Source organism: Enterococcus avium, assembly GCF_002891025.1.
Taxonomy (GTDB): domain Bacteria; phylum Bacillota; class Bacilli; order Lactobacillales; family Enterococcaceae; genus Enterococcus_A; species Enterococcus_A avium.
The window spans coordinates 1,137,260-1,153,819 of the sequence record NZ_NBSL01000003.1; the positions used below are offsets into that span (position 1 = coordinate 1,137,260).

The following is a 16,560-nucleotide window of genomic DNA, read 5'->3' on the forward strand; positions in this document are numbered from 1 at the left end:
TCCTTGTTTTTTTGACTTTCTTTGATTAAAAATTTCATGAGATTTTCGTTGGCAGGCACTCATAATTAAGATATAATTCTACTATTAAAGACCTTTTTACAAAGGCTTTGAAAAAAATGAAGAAGGAGTTGTTTCCCTTGAGAATATTTGAAGGATCTGGTGTTGCTCTAGTTACGCCCATGAAAGCCGATGGTGCTGTTGATTACAAGAAGTTAGAGGAGCTAGTCGAGTGGCAGATCAGTGAAGGAACCGATGCAATCATCGCTTGCGGAACTACTGGCGAAGCTTCCACTTTAGCCAATGACGAACATATTGCTGTAATCGAGACAGTCGTCAAAAAGGTGAACGGACGAATTCCAGTTATTGCCGGAACTGGTGTAAACGATACCCAGCATGCCATCGAATTATCGACTGGTGCTGAGAAAGTTGGCGCCGATGCTCTATTGATCGTGACTCCTTATTATAATAAAGCATCAGATGAAGGCCTCTTTTTACATTATCAAAAAATTGCTGAAAGCGTGAAATTACCGATTATTTTATATTCTGTTGCTTCACGTACTAATATGAATATCACACCACAAATGGTGAAACGCCTAGGCGAAATTCCTAATGTGGTAGCAATCAAGGAAGCCAGTGGGAATATCTCACAAATTGCTGATATTGCACGAATCATGCCAGACGATTTTACGATCTATTCTGGAAATGATGATCAAGTCTTACCGATCATGGCCCTTGGTGGAAAAGGCTCTATTTCAACAATCGCCAATATTGCCCCACGGCAAACCCATGAATTAACACAAGCCTTATTAGATGGCGACTTTTCAAAAGCCAAAGAACTTCAGTTAGCACAAATTCCATTGATTCATGCGATCTTCTGCGAAGTAAATCCTATTCCAGTCAAAACAGGTGTGAGTTTATTAGGAAAAATCGAACCAAACTTCCGTCTCCCACTTTCTGCAGCGAAAGACGAAACCGTTGAAGGATTGAAAAAGGAAATGGCTGCTTATGGATTGGAGGTTGCTAAATGATCGATATTATCTTAAATGGTGCCAATGGCCGCATGGGCCAGGTTCTACAGACAATGATCGCGCATCAATCCAATATGCAAGTCGTTGCCGGAATTGATCGTGAAGCCTTCGAAGCGGACTTTCCTACTTTTCAAGCAATCAACGATTGTCAGGTAAATGCAGATGTAGTCATTGATTTTTCTCACTATACCGCAGTCCCTGCTGTTTTGGATTATTGTGCAGAAAAGAAAATCCCTGTTGTTGTAGCCACAACCGGTCTGACTGATGAAGTAAAAGAACAAATAGCTAAAACGGCAGAACAAACGGCCGTCTTCTTCTCAGCCAATATGTCTCTAGGGATCAATCTCTTAGCAAAAGCGATTCGCGAAATCACACCCGTCTTAGAGGAAGAATTCAATATTGAAATCGTGGAAAAACACCACAATCAGAAAAAGGATTCTCCTAGCGGAACTGCGTTATTATTAGCTGATGCGGTAAATGACGCGGTAGAGGAAAAGAAAACTTATATTTATGGCCGCCATGGCAATGATTTAGAAAATCCGTTATCAGAATTAGGTATTCACGCCGTTCGCGGCGGTACGATTCCTGGTGAACACACCGTAATCTATGCCGGTCCTGATGAAGTGATCGAGTTGAACCACTTGGCTTTATCCCGAAATATCTTTGCTAGTGGCGCAGTTAAAGCCGCAAAATATATCAGTGATAAAGCGACTGGTTTGTACGATATGGAAAAATTGATTGATGAGAAATAACAAACGAGACAAAATAATTACCTTAGTATGAGATAGGATGTCAGTCCAACTTTTGGCAGTTATACTTGAATTGCTATTAAGACATAAATCATTGTCTATTTTAATTCTAAATCTTTAGTTGGATGATATACGTGGCGAAAATCAAACTTATTTTTCGCCTTTTGAAAAATAATTACCTTAGTATGAGATAGGAGCAGATTCAATGACTTTAACCGATCCTTATGAAATTGCTAAATTTATTAAAAATGCCGAAAAAACGACTCCTGTGAAAGCCTATGTTCAAGGAAACTTAGCGGGAATCACCAAAGAAAAAGTTCAATTTTTCGGTCAAGAACAAACCTGGATCTTGATTGGTGAAAGTCAAGCGGTACAAGAAGTAATAAACGAGCATCAAGGAAAGATCAGTGATGTACATGTAGAAAGCGATCGCAGAAATTCGGCAATTCCAATGCTGGATATCTCATCAGTTAACGCTCGCATTGAGCCTGGTGCATTGATTCGTGATCGTGTTGAGATTGGTGATAAAGCAGTCATCATGATGGGGGCCATTATCAATATCGGTGCTTCCATCGGTGAAAGCACGATGATCGACATGGGAGCTATTTTAGGTGCACGTGCAACTGTTGGGAAACATGCCCATATTGGTGCAGGAGCGGTGTTGGCTGGCGTACTTGAGCCGCCTAGTGCTTCACCTGTTGTCGTAGAAGACAATGTTTTAGTCGGAGCTAATGCCGTTGTTTTAGAGGGAGTCCATATTGGAAAAGATGCCGTTGTTGCAGCCGGTGCTGTCGTTACCAAAGACGTTCCAGCTGGAGCCGTTGTCGCTGGCACCCCTGCCAAGATCATCAAGATGAAGGATGAAATCGATCCTGGTAAAACTGAATTTTTAGATGATTTAAGATAAGTAAGAAATCTCAGCTGTCTTCAGGTAAAAGCAGCTGAGATTTTTTTTAACCTCCGTTCTTTCCCTTTTTCCACACTAACAGTCATCGTATGCTAAAAAATTAAGCATTTTTAAATTGAATTACTCAATATTTTATTTGAAAGTCGCTTTTTTTGAATCAAATAACCTATTTTATCGTATTCCTACTGCATTTTTCACGAAGTATGCTATAATACTAACGGATTAGTACAACTCTTAAAAGAAAGCGACTGAATTATACTCGTGAATTTAAAAAGTATCAAAAAATCACTCAAAATTCGTAACAAACAAATCAACAAAACTTTTGCTCAAGTGGAAAAAACACTGAGTGAGCACATCCACAGTGATGTAAAAATCTATTTTGATAAAGTGAACACACATCAAATCCACCTTGATGAGACAACTCCTGATGGAAAAACTCGCCATATTCAAAGTGCTGAGCATGACCATTCCTTTAGAGAATTAGTCAATGCTCATATTCAAAAACCACAAACAAATACCTTAAATCAATTGACCAACAGCATCTATAATTTATGGTCAGAAAGTTTTAAAACATCAGAACCTGTTGTTGAAAGTGAGGATACTGACAAAGCAGCGGAGCTTGCTCAAGATATCTTGGCTGATGTAGTCAAGGAACCTGTTAGTGCTGATGTAACCGCAGACCAAGCAGAAGCATTGAATCAATCTTTAAAATCAAAAGCAAATTACTCTGCTGAATGGTCTGATGCTGATAAAGCGATCGAGGTATTTTATAACCCACCGAAGAAAGACCGTCAATTATTGGCAACTATCGCAGCAGATCAAACTGTTACTTATACAGATGCACTAAATACCAAACGTGTCATGAAAAAAGAATTGCCAGACATGATCGCAGCTGTCTTAGCTTAAGCAAAATCCCACTGTCGAAGATGACAGTGGGATTTTTTTCGTTATTTTAATACACCATGGAAAAAAAGTTGAATTGCTTTCTCCAGATTTTCTTGCCGCACATTCACAGGTGAATCCAAGTAAGCGGATATCAAGATAAACAATTGACTCACAGCAAAATTCGGATCAACCGTCTCCCTTATTTGAGATTCATTGTTAAATACCTTAAGAAAAGGATGTTTATAAGAGCTCTGCCAAAGTACAAATAACTTTTGAGCTGTTTCAGGACTCAGCGTATGCTGAATATCATGCATCATCATAAAAAGGCTGAAAGGATGCCTTTGTTGTAAATAGAAAGCCATTGCCAAGATTTTTTCTTCAAAACTAATATCTTGAGCTGAAAGCTCTGATAGGTTTTTCCCAACTTCATTTGCCAATCGCTGCATTACTTGAAAATAGATTTCTTCTTTATTTTTGAAATGGTAATAAATATTTGGTTGCGTAATCTCAAGTATTTTCGCGATTTGCCTAGTAGATGTGTCATTATAGCCTTGCTTCATAAATAATTCTTCAGCAACATCTAAAATCTCTTCATACATCCAATCGCCTCTTTTTTATTTGATACCATCATTATACGCGATAAGGTTATTCGTTCGCTTCTGAAATGTCTTTTTCTGTTAATTCTCCATCCTTCATCTCTAAAATTCGGTCACAGAATTTCACCAGCCGAGTATCATGAGTGACCATGATTGTCGCCTTATTTTTTTCTTTGGTTTCCTTGGCTAAAATTTTTACAACTTCATAAGCCTTCTCAGAGTCCAGACTGGCTGTCGGTTCATCGGCTAAAATAATCGTTGGGTCATGATACAACGCCCGAGCGATCGCGACTCGTTGACGTTCCCCGCCAGAAAGCTCTTCAGGATATTTATTTTCTAAACTGGCGATATCCAATTGCTCGAATAATTTTTCCGCCATTTCCGAATTATCACTTTTACTAACTTTGTCGACTAGCTTTAATTGCTTTTTGACGGTTAAAAACGGGACTAGGTTTGATGCCTGCAGAATAAAACCAATTTCCTTGAAGCGTAATTTTGCCCGTTCTTTTTCCTTCTTTTCGCTGAAATCATCATCGTTGATCAGAACTTCTCCTTCCGAAGGAGCCTGTAAACCGCCTGCAATCGTCAGAAATGTACTCTTTCCCGAACCAGACGGACCAATAATGGCAACGAACTCCCCTTTTTCCACTGAAAAATTTGTTTCCTTCAACGCTTCAATCGTTGAATCGCCATCTTTAAATGATTTTTCTACTCGTTTAAATTCAATTGCACTCATTTTTCTTCCCCCTATCCGATTGTCTTCAATGGATCAATTTTTACAATGGTTCGCACTGAGAAGAACGCACCAATTAAAGCAACTAAGATCATCAATATGCTGATTCCGCCAAAGAACAGCATATTAACCTGAAATGGCACTGCATCTGGTAATATCAGAGCTGTTCCTAACGTAGCTGCTAATCCAATCACTACCCCAACAGTCGCTAATAGGAATGTTTGCGCAATTACAGAATTTGAAATATAGCGACTTGAAATTCCCTGAGCCTTCATCACACCAAATATTTCTGCCTTTTGCATCGTTAACACATAGATGAAAATTCCTATGACGATTGCAGCAATTACGATCAAGAAACCGATCATAAATCCAAAGGTCAAGACCTGTGCACTGTAACCTGGTAGATCATTGATAAAACTCTTGATGTCCGTCTCCTCTAAATCATTTGGAACAGATTGAACATCTCCTCTAGTAATGATCGCGTTGATTCGAGTGTTTTCACTAGTTCCTTGTGTTTCAAAGCGAATTTCCTGATACGCACCAATCGTTGTATACAATACTGGTGCTACATTGAATTTTGCATTATCCGTGAACCCAACGATTTTTAATGTTTTATCGTTTCCTGCCATTTTAACAGTTTCACCGAGCTTCAGATTGTATTCATCCTTTAGCGAACGGTCCGCTACTGCTTCATTATCAGAAGAAAACATCTTTCCGCTAGTCAGCTTTGGAGCCAGAAATTGATCCTTATCGATACCAAAAAAGCTGACATCGATTTTTTCTCCCCCATCACTTTTGATTACTCCCGCTGTTTGAGCAAGATAGGCTTTTTCATCTGCCTTTACATCATCAAAAGTTTTCAGCGGTATCATTGACATATTGAGATTATTATTCGCTTCCTCTGTTAAAAGAATGGAATCTGCATTCCATTTATCTACTGCTGTTCGATTATCTTGCGCCAGCCCATAAGCCAACCCCGTTAAAAAAAATACCAGATAGGCAATCAAAAACATGACTCCCATTACTAACGTGTAACGCAATTTCGAATGTTTGATTTCATTAATCGCTAAAAACATAAAAAGACCTCCACTTATCAGTTGATAAAATTACCCTAACACGATTATTTTATGAAGGAAAATAATCTGCTTAGCAGCTGATAAGTTCATTGTCATCAAAATCCAGCATCGCTCAATTATTTTGGCAATCAATCTAAACTGGACACTCACTGTCAAGATTTCTTTTGTATACTAAACTAAAGGAGGTCACAAAATGAATATCAAACAAGAAATTGAGAAATACGTAGATGAAAATGACCAGATTTATTTAAACGATATTGATATCGATCCAAAATTAATAAAGGCGATTATGATTAACGAAGTGGTTCCTGCTGATCCAAACAATGATTTCTACGGTTTAGAAGATGCTGCTTACATGGAAACTACAATACCATTATTTCAAAAAGCCGGTATCGAGGTTACAAACATTCAAGACATATTGTCTTACGGTATTTATCTAACTAACGCGATAAAAATTCCAAAATCAGAAACGACAATCTCTAATGACAGCATCGAAAAAAGTTTGCCTTATTTAGAAAAGGAATTGAACCTTTTTCCAAATGTTCAAGTAATTATGTTGATGGGCGATGTCGCAAAAAAATGCTTTAATCGGATCACCAAAAAGTCTACAAAAAGAAATATTGTCCCAGCTATCTCCACCTATAAATTGCGAAACACTGAACTTTACTATCAAAATATCCGAATCATGCCCTCTTACATCATGACTGGTAAAAATATTTTGATTGAAAAATCAAAGGTTCGAATGGCGGCGGAAGATCTTGCCATTATGTATGAAATCATTTCTGATTAGTATCTCCATACAAGTTTTTCATTTACTAAAAATGACTATTCCAAAGAAGGAATAGTCATTTTAGGCTTATCTAGCTGTTTTATAATGCTTAGACAAAAAAGTCTGTGTATCCATCAATGCAAAAGCTCTTTAAATCCTGCTTCCAAACTCATTAGTGGTCTGCCTAATGCTTTTTCGAAATCCGTAGAAGTAACATCTAGTTGATTATTTTTAATATCATATTGGAAAGATAAAAATAGTTCTGCGACCGATTGAGGCATTCCGTTGGCAACCAAATGATTAATAAAACCTGAATCATCTGAACTTATTACTTCAAACTCTTTTCCTGTCGCTTTTTTTAGCGCGTTCGCCAAAGTGTTATAGTTTACTGGTTTTCCAGAAAGTTCTAAAATGGCTGGATAGTCAGCTCCTAGTAGAGCCTTTGCAGCCACCTCTGCGTATTCTCTTTTCATCGCCCAACCTGTTTTTCCATTTCCAGCCGCATAAACAAATTTCCCACTATTCATAGCCGCTTCGACTAACGGCAATTCATTCTCTAAATACCAATTATTACGCAAAAATGTATGCGAGATGCCTGCTTTTTCAATCAATCGTTCTGTAAAAAGATGATCCTCAGCTAAAGGACTAGTTGCTTTGTCCGCTTCAGCAAAACTTGTATAAGCAATGTAAGATACTCCTGCTTTTATTGCTGCTTCAACCACATTTGCGTGCTCCTTCTGTCGATTGCCTGGAGCACCAGACACAAACAGCACACGATCAATTCCTTCAAATACTCTTTCCATAGCCTCCTTATCCCCATAATCACCGATTCGAACATGTATACCAGCCCTTTTTAAAGCTTCAGCTTTTGCTTCACTTCGAACCAAAGCAAAAATCTCCGAGGTTGAAATACTTTTTTTCAAGAAGTCCAATGCATGATTTCCGAATCCTCCAGTTGCACCTGTTACTAAATAATTCATATGATCCGCTCCTTTTCTTTTGCTGTACATTTATAATTTACATCTATAATCATAAGTAGTATGATAAGATATGTCAAGAAAGAAAATTACAAAAGGAGCTGAGGTCATGAAATACTCGATACAATTCAGTGATGCCATCCACATCCTTGCTTATATTGAAATCTGCAAAGGAACTGATGCGCTATCTAGTGAAATGATTGCTAAAAGTGTGGAAACGAATCCAGCAAATGTTCGAAAAATCATGAGCCAACTAAAAAAATCTAGGCTGATCCTCACACAAATCGGAAAACCAAACCCCACTCTCGCAAAACGACCGGAAAATATCACGCTATTAGAAATTTATAAAAGTATTGAGGGAAATACGAACTTGATTCAAGTAGATCCTAAAACAAATCCGAATTGTATCGTTGGCGCAAATATTCAAGAAGTGCTTAGCGAAAAATACGATGCGCTGCAGAAAAAAGTAGAAGAAGAAATGAATGAGATTACGCTTGATATGTTAATCCACAAAATCGCCAAACTGGAAATTGATAAAAGACCGGAAAATAAGAAGCTGATTCAAGATTTTTTATAAAAATCAAAAAAAGAGCTGTGACAAAAATTTCGTCACAGCTCATTACTTGTTTCTAAATCCGTCGACTCATTTGAAGTACAGCGATCTTTCGACGAAAATCCTCTCTTATCTTGATTAAATAAGGAAAAAATATCAGTGATCTCTATCTTTTTATAAAATCCCATCAAAATTTGCGGATACTCCTCTGCTAAGTTTTGAGTTTCTCGTGAATAGTCAATTACGTCAAATCCAGCGTTAGCAAGTTCTGTTAATAAATTTCTATATTACTCTTGAAAAGTGATATTGCCTGAGATTACGACTCTGATAGATTTCCTCCATACATTCTTTCATATTCGGATAAAGCTATATACGAACAAATATATTATCTTTGAATAATCGTAAAAATCAACAGAGGCGAAAATCTTTCTTCTCCTCTGTCACTTATTTTCCGCATTCTAATAAGCTCATTAATTCAAACCCGGTATTTACTTTTGAATAAATCGAGCACACAACAAACATCCGTTTTCCAGCAAATTCAACATTTTTGAAGCGTCTTGAAGATGCCGGGATATGATGATGTCCATGAATAGCGCCGATAATATTGTATCTTTCAAATAGCTTTTCTATCTGTGGTTCTGAACAAACATAATCTTTATTATATGCATCGCTTGTTTCTGGCAGTAGGCTCAGTTCATTGAACAATGGTGCGTGAGAAACAATTACAGTGGGTGTATCCACGTCCTCGCCTAAGATTTTTTCCAGCGCGTTTAAAATGAATCGTTGCAGCGCTTCTTTTCGTCTCACTAACGCAACAGGAATTGTCAAACCGACATAACGAATACCTTCATAAATAAGATACTCATTATTCAAAAGCTTCATTTTTGGAAAGCGACTAGTGATTTCCGTTTTGACCACTTCATAAAAATCATGCTCACCAGTCGGTAATAAATACCACGCTTCATCCGTTTCTTGCATTAGTTCCTTAAACCATTCATAGTTGAAAAACGGTCGCCACTTATCCCATTGCTCATCAGATACATCGGTCGTTTCAGGTAGAACATCCATTAGTTCATGTCCTCCTATCACATAGATCCCTTCAATTTCTTCATCTTGAACATGAGAATCCGACACATCACCGACCAGCACATTAAAATGTCGATTAACAAATGGCAACTTTCCATCCTGCGCATGGATATCTGAAACCACATTGATCAGATTACGATTTTCAGTGGAATGGACGTTTTTGAAATACTTCTCTGCTTCATCGGGATGGACACTGTGAGCAACATAGTTTTCCCGCGTTCGGGAGAGTTCTTCCCCATATTGAGAGCGTAGAAGCGGTTGAGTATTGACCATTTGAGCTGAATCAGTAACAGCTAGAGCCTGTTCAACATCATGCTTCACTTCTTGAGGCAATAAGGAAAGTGCCGATTCAATATCCGAATATATCGTCAGTCCTTTGTCGATCAGCAGTTGATCTTGCTCCACTGCATCTAACAACTGAACATCTTTTCCATCGATCATCAATGGCAATGAATTAGCCAGCTGAACAACGAAATTCAAATACTCAGAAATATAGCCTGCAATTCCGGTTTTTATATTTTCACTAAAAAGAAATTTTCCGGCCAGATTCGCTGATAACGGTCCGGTTTCATCGTGTTGCATCAATCGTCCAGCAACCTGAATTTCTAATAACGGATTTTGCAGGATCGCTTTATAAGCCTGCTTTACTTCAAATGATTTATCATCCACACGATTTCCAGACACCTGAAAAATGCTCAACATCAAATATTTCTCTATTGTTGTCTGATGAAGCTCGATATAGCGTCGAATTTCTTCTGGATGAAGCAAGTATTGGATCGCGGCACGTTGGATATAGTTTCGAGCTGTATCATAAGGAATCGCTGAATAGACTAAATCGCCTTTTGAGGAAATTGCCATAGATTGATTTCTTGTATTGTAGGTCAATTGAAAATAATCATTTTTAAAAACCGTTTTATTAACGGGCCGCCGTTTATTTTCTGGATAACGTTCTATTCGTTCAGCTAGAGATGGTGGCAGCACAACCTTTGAGGTAGTTTGCAGGGAAGCTGCTCGATTTTCAATCAACGAATTTGTCGTCTCTTTTTCTGATTTCATGGAATCACCTCTCATCCTGTTAATCATTCTTTTATTAAACCCATTATAGCGTGTATCGTCAAATCGGGTGAAGGATTTCTCAAAAGTCTTTAGCTTCATTGCTTTCTAAATGAGTAACAATCCTCAGATGCGCCTCATTCTTAAATCACTCTTTCATTTAGTTACACTCTGAGTATACCAATCAGTCAATGACTAAGGAGGTGTGTAATTGTATTTTTCTTTACTAGATTTTAGTTTCGGATGAATCATCTAAAAAAGTAAAATAACAAATGATACGCACTATTAATAATTTCGTTTCATAATAAATAATTGAAGAGAATGATTCCTTAATCAGTGGTAGGATGTCAGGTGAAAGGGATGGATGATTAATGGAATATGTTATTGGTAATGAAATTACTACCGTAGACTGCCATGGAGAAAAAGTAACAGGAATCATCGAACAAATCTATGTAAATACGATAATTGTCGGGACTATGACAATGAAATATGTCTGTCCCAAAAAATAGCTTAGTGCATAAAAAGCAGGCAGCGTATCTAAATTCTGACACACTGCCTGTTTTTTTACTCGATTACTGCTTCTTCAACTTTTTCAGCAGAAACTTTTCGCTGAAAAAACTTTACAAATTCAACAATCGGAATAATTGAGAAGGACGCTCCAGCAACTACACTCCATTGGATACCATTTAAAGAAGCTACACGAAAAATATCGTTTAGTCCCGGTACCAAAATAATTACACCCATCAGAGCAAAGGAAAGCAAAATCGCCCAGTTGAAGGTTTTGTTACGGAACAGCCCTACTTTGAAAATTGATTGCTTCACAGACTTCACGTTAAAGGCGTGGAATAGCTGCATAAATCCAAGTGTCGCAAAGCACATCGTCAAGGCATCTGCATGTTGCAAATTATAAAGTGCCTGAGTGGATAATTCCGGCATATTTAACGCTGTATGCGCTGGATTTTGAATCGCAAACCAATAAACAAACAACGTAATCCCGCCTTCTAAAATTCCTTGATAAATAATACTGCTGAACACTCCACCAGAGAATAGATTTGAACTGCGCCCTCTTGGTTTATGACTCATTAAATCTTTTTCAGCTGGTTCCATTCCTAATGCGATTGCTGGAAATGTATCAGTTACTAAATTGATCCATAATAAGTGAATCGGCAACAAAGTATCCCAAGCAAACAAGGTCGCAATAAATAAAGTCAATACTTCACCTAAATTCGCTGCTAACAAGTATTGAACAGTCTTTTGAATATTCGAAAATACTTTCCGACCTTCTTCGACTGCAACGACGATCGTAGCAAAATTATCATCAGCCAGTACCATATCGGAGGCGCCTTTAGAAACTTCTGTACCAGTAATCCCCATACCAATTCCGATATCGGCTTGTTTTAATGAGGGAGCATCATTGACACCATCGCCGGTCATCGCTACTACTTTTCCTTCTTGCTGCCAGGCCTTTACGATCCGGACCTTATGCTCTGGCGATACGCGCGCATACACAGAATAGTTGTACACTTTTTTAGCAAACTCTTCATCACTCAGCTCGTTCAGCTCTGCACCGGTTAAGACAGCGTTGGAATTTCCATCATGAATAATTCCTAGACGAACCGCGATGGCTTCAGCAGTATCTTTGTGATCTCCTGTGATCATAATAGGTCGAATCCCAGCTTCTTTTGCCATTCTCACCGCTTCGGCAGCTTCTTCTCTTTCGGGATCAATCATCCCGACTAATCCAGCAAAGCATAAATCATTTTCAAGTATTTCTGACGTCAATTCTTGTGGGAGTTCGTCTAAATACTTGAAGCCCATCGCCAACACCCGTAGTGCTTGCTTCGCCATATCAGCATTGTTAAACAGAATTTCATTCTTTTGTTTTTCCGTCATGGAATGTTCTTGGCCAGCTACAAATACACGTTTTGTTCGTTGAATTAAGACATCTGGAGCTCCCTTTACCGCAACTAGATATCTTCCGTCAGCAAGTTGATGAACCGTGCTCATGAGTTTCCGATCTGAATCAAAAGGGAGCTCTCCGACACGAGGCTCTTTTTTCAGACTTTGGTGAATATCAAAATTCTGATCAATCCCAAATTGAACTAAAGCCGTTTCCGTGGGATCACCAATCAATGTTCCATCTTGAGCAAATTTTGTATCATTAGCGTAATTCATGATTTTTATCGCTAAGTCGTCTGTTCCAATAGTAGATTTAGCCGATTTTTGCTGAAACTCATCATACAATTTTTCTACAGTCATTTGATTCAGTGTCAAAGTTCCTGTTTTATCCGAAGCAATGATGTCCGTGCTTCCTAACGTTTCCACAGCTGGTAATTTGCGAATAACAGAATTACGTCTTGCCATTACTTGGGTTCCTAAAGCTAAAATGATTGTCACAATTGCTGGTAATCCTTCAGGAATTGCTGCAACGGCTAAGGAAATCGAAGTCAACAGCATGTCTACGAAAGAAGTCCCATTGATCAATGTTCCAACGATAAACATAATCACTGCGATGGCAATTATCGCTATAGTCAAGAATTTACCCAGATCATTCAAATTATTCTTCAGCGGCGTTTCTGTTTCGTCCGCTTGAGCCAACATATCAGCGATTTTTCCGACTTCGGTACTCATTCCAGTGTTCACTACAACACCTTTACCCCGGCCATAGGTTACATTGCTATTTGAAAAAGCCATGTTTACACGATCCCCAATACCAATATCACCAGCTGGTAATACGCCCGTTTCTTTTTCCACTGGTACCGATTCACCCGTCAAGGCCGCTTCTTCAATTTTTAATGAAGCCGCTTCTAATAATCGAATATCTGCTGGAACAACATCTCCCGCTTCTAGTAATACAATATCCCCAGGAACTAGCTCATCACTTTTGATTGATAAGGTATGCCCGTCCCTCAAGACAGTAGCATTTGGTGTCGACATTTGCTTCAACGCTTCAATCGCCTGCTCCGCTTTGGCTTCTTGAAAAACACCCATGATCGCATTAATGATCACAACGAGTAAAATGATGATTGAATCAACAACTTCATGAGATACAATTGCTGAGATGATTGCAGCAGCAAGTAAAACCAGAATCATAAAATCCTTGAACTGTTCCGCAAATTTCATCAATAGACTCTTTTTCTTACCTTCAGCCAGTTCATTTTTTCCATATGCTGCTAAACGTTTTTTTGCCTCGTTATTACTTAATCCATCGCTTGATGTCTGCATTTCAGTCAAAACAAGTTCTGTAGCTTCCGCATAAAATGCTGTTGTACTTTGTTTCTTATTCGTTTCTGTCATAACTTCCTCCTAATTTTTCTTAAAAAAAGAGACTTGTGTATGTCTAAAAAGGCATACACAAGTCTCACCATTCAAGACAGCACCAGAAAAATTTTTTCGTTATTGGTGATACTGTCACAGCTGTTACACTGCTGGTTACTCCCTTATGTGGAAATTAAAATTCTAATGTAGAACGGTCAATCCAAACAAAACAATTACTTCATTTAAAATGGAAAGACTACGACTGATCCGATTGTCAGTGCAACGATTCGAATCAGATACATAGGCACTGAATATTTCCAGAACTCCGGCAGCTTGTATTTTCCCATCCCCATGATCATGGCTGGCATTCCATCTACAGGCATATACCCTCCATTCCAACCAGAGATCACAACTGCTGTTGCCGCTGCAACAGGGCTTAAACCTAAACTAATCGTTGTCGCTATCGCGATTGGAGCGAAAATATAAACAGATCCCATGTTTGAACCCGTAAATGTTGCACAAGTACTAGTTAATAAAGCGAAGATCAACACTAAGAAGAATGGATGGAAATTCGTTCCGATCGTATCTGCCACTAAATCACCGATCATCGCTGTAAATCCAGTATTTGCTAAGGCATCTGCCACTCCGATAACACCAGCCATCATCAAGATTACTGGTGCTCCCATACTGTCACGCACTTCTTTGAAATCTAACACATTGATTACTAAGAGGATAGCACCTGCTAATCCCGGAATCACATAAGAAGCATCACCTAATGTATTCATCATCATCATGCCAGCAACACTTAACATGAATAAAGCAATCGTAAGATTTTCTTTCCACGCCGGCAATACTACTGCTTCAGCTTCTTCTTTTTTATCCTCTTCTCCTGGTTCTGTAATTGGATGATCTGGTAATAAACGATAAGCAATCAAACTCCAAACTAGGAAACCCATTGCTAAAATGAAGTTAACGATTGCAAATTTCGGCATTGAGATCGTCTCTTTATACCCCGCCGTTTCTAACACACTGACAGTTACGCCATAAAATAACGCGCAGTTAAAGGGCAGTAACGGATGGTTCGTCGCAAAACCTAAAGGCATCATTAATTTTGATGTAGGCATTTTTTTATTATAAGGAATCATCGATACTAACGATAAAATAAGAACATAATACCCAGTAGATCCAGAACCTGTCAGACTTGCACCAAGCATCACCACGATCAGCAGTAACACATAACTTTTATAGCCGCCACGATTAACCAAAGAAATCATCGTGGATTGGACTCTGCCAATCAAACTGGTCTTCATTAAACCTGCCATTACAACCATAAATCCTGCTACCATAATTACACTTGAATTTACAAATCCTGCAAAAGCCTCTTGAACTGTTGATAAACCAGTAACAACCAATAACAAGCAGGCCAACAAAGGTGGAGCGCCAAAGGCCAATTTGTCAGACATGATCAAAACGATCATGAAAACCAAAATACCCAGGGCGAGAATCATTTCTATTGTCATTTTTGTATTCTCCTTTTTTGTTAAAATGAAATAATTTTTTACTTTCTGTTGATACATAAGGAAGATCAACGCCCTATGTATCAGCAGTAAATGTAATTCTAAGTCCTGAGCAGTGGTCGCTCTGCAGCGCAACACACTGATGCTGGAAACTTCAAATAGTTATTTTTTTCGGTTAGACGCCTTCACCCGAAGTTGGATTATAGACACCCTCTGCTTCTCTTTTTTCGCCAAATAAATCTTCCACTGTAAAACGAACGTACTTCACGCACAAACGATTCTTGTAGGCATAAACCAAATGCAACACCCCATTGCTGTCTTGATAAAGTGTCGGATATTCGTGCTGCGAGTTATTCGTTTTATTTTCGATTCCAATATAGCCTTCAGCGGGTTCAAAGACTCTGCCGATTGGCCAAGTTTTACCATGATCTTCTGTAACTGAAACAGCAACTGGATTTCGTAAGCCAGGCCATGCCACTTTTCCGAATTCCGCACGATTGGCAGCGTTCACATTATAAGCTAAAGCGATTTCACCCGATTGCAGCTTAATTGCACTGACACTCGCATTATTATTCGGTAGCATGGTCGCTTCTGGAACTGACCAAGTATCACCGAAATCATGCGATTCACTCTTATAAACATGATCCGCAAATCGACTACGCATAAAGGCAACTAAATGTCCTTCTTCTACTTCAATTAGATTTGCATGTACTCGCCCATTACTATCAGGCATCCGAACCGCTTTCCACGTTTTTCCTTGGTCGTCTGAAACTTGAAATTCCGTTGGATCATTGGTCAATCCATCTGGTGAATCTTCACATAGCCATGTACTAAAAATCCAACGGCCGTTACTTAAAACTTGAATTGCTTGTCTAGAGAAGGTCCCTTCATTATCGAACAATACCTCTGGTTCTTTCCAAGTCTCTCCCTCATCCTCAGATTTTTGAACCATAATAATAGAAGTAAACTGCATGTTATCTTTGCCTTCTTGACGGCTCAATTGAGACGTATAAATTAACCAAATCTCGCCATCCGGTGCTCTGAAAAAGGCTGGATTCTGTTCACTGCGATCTTCACCCTTAGAAACAATCTTTGCCTCTGACCAAACCTGTGTTTTAGGGTCTAACTTGGAAACAGCGATGGAAATATCTCCGCTTCCTTCAAAACTTCCAGCAAACCACGCACACAACATCCCACCATCCTTCGTTTCAATTAATGCGGGTGCATGAGCAGTTGCTTTTCCGCCAGTGGGAATCAATCCAAAATCTATATTCATAAAATCATCCCGATAAACCACGCCATTTGGTTCAGATTGTCGTACTTTCGGTAACTCTGTCATACTTTTTCCTCCTTATTCTTCCTATTAATGTGTT

Annotated in this window: 15 protein-coding genes; 7 read left to right on the forward strand and 8 right to left on the reverse strand. The window is 38.7% G+C overall.

What is annotated here, in order from left to right; all coding sequences use genetic code 11:
• Nucleotides 1-137: 137 nt before the first annotated feature.
• The 4 genes from dapA (at nucleotide 138) to AUF14_RS21070 (ending at nucleotide 3,590) form a co-directional block, all read left to right on the forward strand.
• Nucleotides 138-1,028, forward strand: coding sequence for a 4-hydroxy-tetrahydrodipicolinate synthase (gene dapA, locus AUF14_RS21055; RefSeq protein ID WP_016178225.1), 891 nt, complete (start codon nucleotides 138-140; stop codon nucleotides 1,026-1,028).
• A complete protein-coding gene (gene dapB / locus AUF14_RS21060; RefSeq protein WP_016178224.1) occupies nucleotides 1,025-1,780 on the forward strand; it encodes a 4-hydroxy-tetrahydrodipicolinate reductase in 756 nt (251 codons plus the stop codon). Before dapA ends, dapB begins: the two co-directional genes overlap by 4 nt.
• 202 nt (nucleotides 1,781-1,982) lie before the next feature.
• Nucleotides 1,983-2,684, forward strand: coding sequence for a 2,3,4,5-tetrahydropyridine-2,6-dicarboxylate N-acetyltransferase (gene dapD, locus AUF14_RS21065; RefSeq protein ID WP_016178223.1), 702 nt, complete (start codon nucleotides 1,983-1,985; stop codon nucleotides 2,682-2,684).
• Between the two features lie 330 nt (nucleotides 2,685-3,014).
• On the forward strand, nucleotides 3,015-3,590 hold the full coding sequence (locus AUF14_RS21070) for a hypothetical protein (RefSeq protein ID WP_227132234.1): 576 nt from the start codon (nucleotides 3,015-3,017) through the stop codon (nucleotides 3,588-3,590).
• 41 nt (nucleotides 3,591-3,631) lie between these two features.
• Here AUF14_RS21070 and AUF14_RS21075 read toward each other — a convergent pair whose 3' ends face one another.
• From AUF14_RS21075 to AUF14_RS21085, 3 genes are read right to left on the reverse strand one after another with little or no spacing between them, the layout of a single operon-like run.
• Entirely contained in the window at nucleotides 3,632-4,168 is a 537-nt protein-coding gene (locus AUF14_RS21075; RefSeq protein WP_016178221.1) for a TetR/AcrR family transcriptional regulator, read from the reverse strand.
• 46 nt (nucleotides 4,169-4,214) lie between these two features.
• Entirely contained in the window at nucleotides 4,215-4,901 is a 687-nt protein-coding gene (locus AUF14_RS21080; RefSeq protein ID WP_016178220.1) for an ABC transporter ATP-binding protein, read from the reverse strand.
• 11 nt (nucleotides 4,902-4,912) lie between these two features.
• Nucleotides 4,913-5,974 carry an ABC transporter permease gene (locus AUF14_RS21085; protein ID WP_016178219.1) on the reverse strand — a complete coding sequence of 354 codons (1,062 nt, stop codon included), beginning with the start codon at nucleotides 5,972-5,974 and terminating at the stop codon, nucleotides 4,913-4,915.
• 193 nt (nucleotides 5,975-6,167) lie between these two features.
• Here AUF14_RS21085 and AUF14_RS21090 point away from each other — a divergent pair, with 193 nt between their 5' ends.
• The gene (locus tag AUF14_RS21090) at nucleotides 6,168-6,764 is read left to right on the forward strand and encodes a uracil-DNA glycosylase family protein (protein ID WP_016178218.1); all 597 of its coding nucleotides are present in this window, start codon (nucleotides 6,168-6,170) and stop codon (nucleotides 6,762-6,764) included.
• 113 nt (nucleotides 6,765-6,877) lie between these two features.
• Here AUF14_RS21090 and AUF14_RS21095 read toward each other — a convergent pair whose 3' ends face one another.
• Complete coding sequence (locus AUF14_RS21095; protein ID WP_016178217.1) at nucleotides 6,878-7,723, reverse strand: SDR family oxidoreductase; 846 nt, start codon at nucleotides 7,721-7,723, stop codon at nucleotides 6,878-6,880.
• A 106-nt stretch (nucleotides 7,724-7,829) separates the two neighbouring features.
• Here AUF14_RS21095 and AUF14_RS21100 point away from each other — a divergent pair, with 106 nt between their 5' ends.
• Nucleotides 7,830-8,297 (forward strand): Rrf2 family transcriptional regulator, encoded by a 468-nt coding sequence (locus AUF14_RS21100; protein ID WP_070503238.1) that lies wholly within the window; start codon nucleotides 7,830-7,832, stop codon nucleotides 8,295-8,297.
• 420 nt (nucleotides 8,298-8,717) lie between these two features.
• Here the strand turns inward: AUF14_RS21100 and AUF14_RS21105 are convergent, their stop codons facing one another.
• Nucleotides 8,718-10,415, reverse strand: a complete 1,698-nt coding sequence (locus AUF14_RS21105; RefSeq protein WP_016178215.1) for a metallophosphoesterase family protein — start codon at nucleotides 10,413-10,415, stop codon at nucleotides 8,718-8,720.
• A 368-nt stretch (nucleotides 10,416-10,783) separates the two neighbouring features.
• Here AUF14_RS21105 and AUF14_RS22655 point away from each other — a divergent pair, with 368 nt between their 5' ends.
• Nucleotides 10,784-10,921 carry a hypothetical protein gene (locus AUF14_RS22655; RefSeq protein ID WP_016178214.1) on the forward strand — a complete coding sequence of 46 codons (138 nt, stop codon included), beginning with the start codon at nucleotides 10,784-10,786 and terminating at the stop codon, nucleotides 10,919-10,921.
• A 55-nt stretch (nucleotides 10,922-10,976) separates the two neighbouring features.
• Here AUF14_RS22655 and AUF14_RS21110 read toward each other — a convergent pair whose 3' ends face one another.
• The 3 genes from AUF14_RS21110 to AUF14_RS21120 form a co-directional block, all read right to left on the reverse strand.
• Nucleotides 10,977-13,709: a cation-translocating P-type ATPase gene (locus tag AUF14_RS21110; protein ID WP_070503234.1), complete on the reverse strand. Its 2,733-nt coding sequence runs from the start codon at nucleotides 13,707-13,709 to the stop codon at nucleotides 10,977-10,979.
• A 203-nt stretch (nucleotides 13,710-13,912) separates the two neighbouring features.
• Complete coding sequence (locus AUF14_RS21115; protein ID WP_016178212.1) at nucleotides 13,913-15,190, reverse strand: SLC13 family permease; 1,278 nt, start codon at nucleotides 15,188-15,190, stop codon at nucleotides 13,913-13,915.
• Between the two features lie 172 nt (nucleotides 15,191-15,362).
• Nucleotides 15,363-16,526: a sialidase family protein gene (locus AUF14_RS21120; protein WP_016178211.1), complete on the reverse strand. Its 1,164-nt coding sequence runs from the start codon at nucleotides 16,524-16,526 to the stop codon at nucleotides 15,363-15,365.
• Nucleotides 16,527-16,560: the final 34 nt, after the last annotated feature.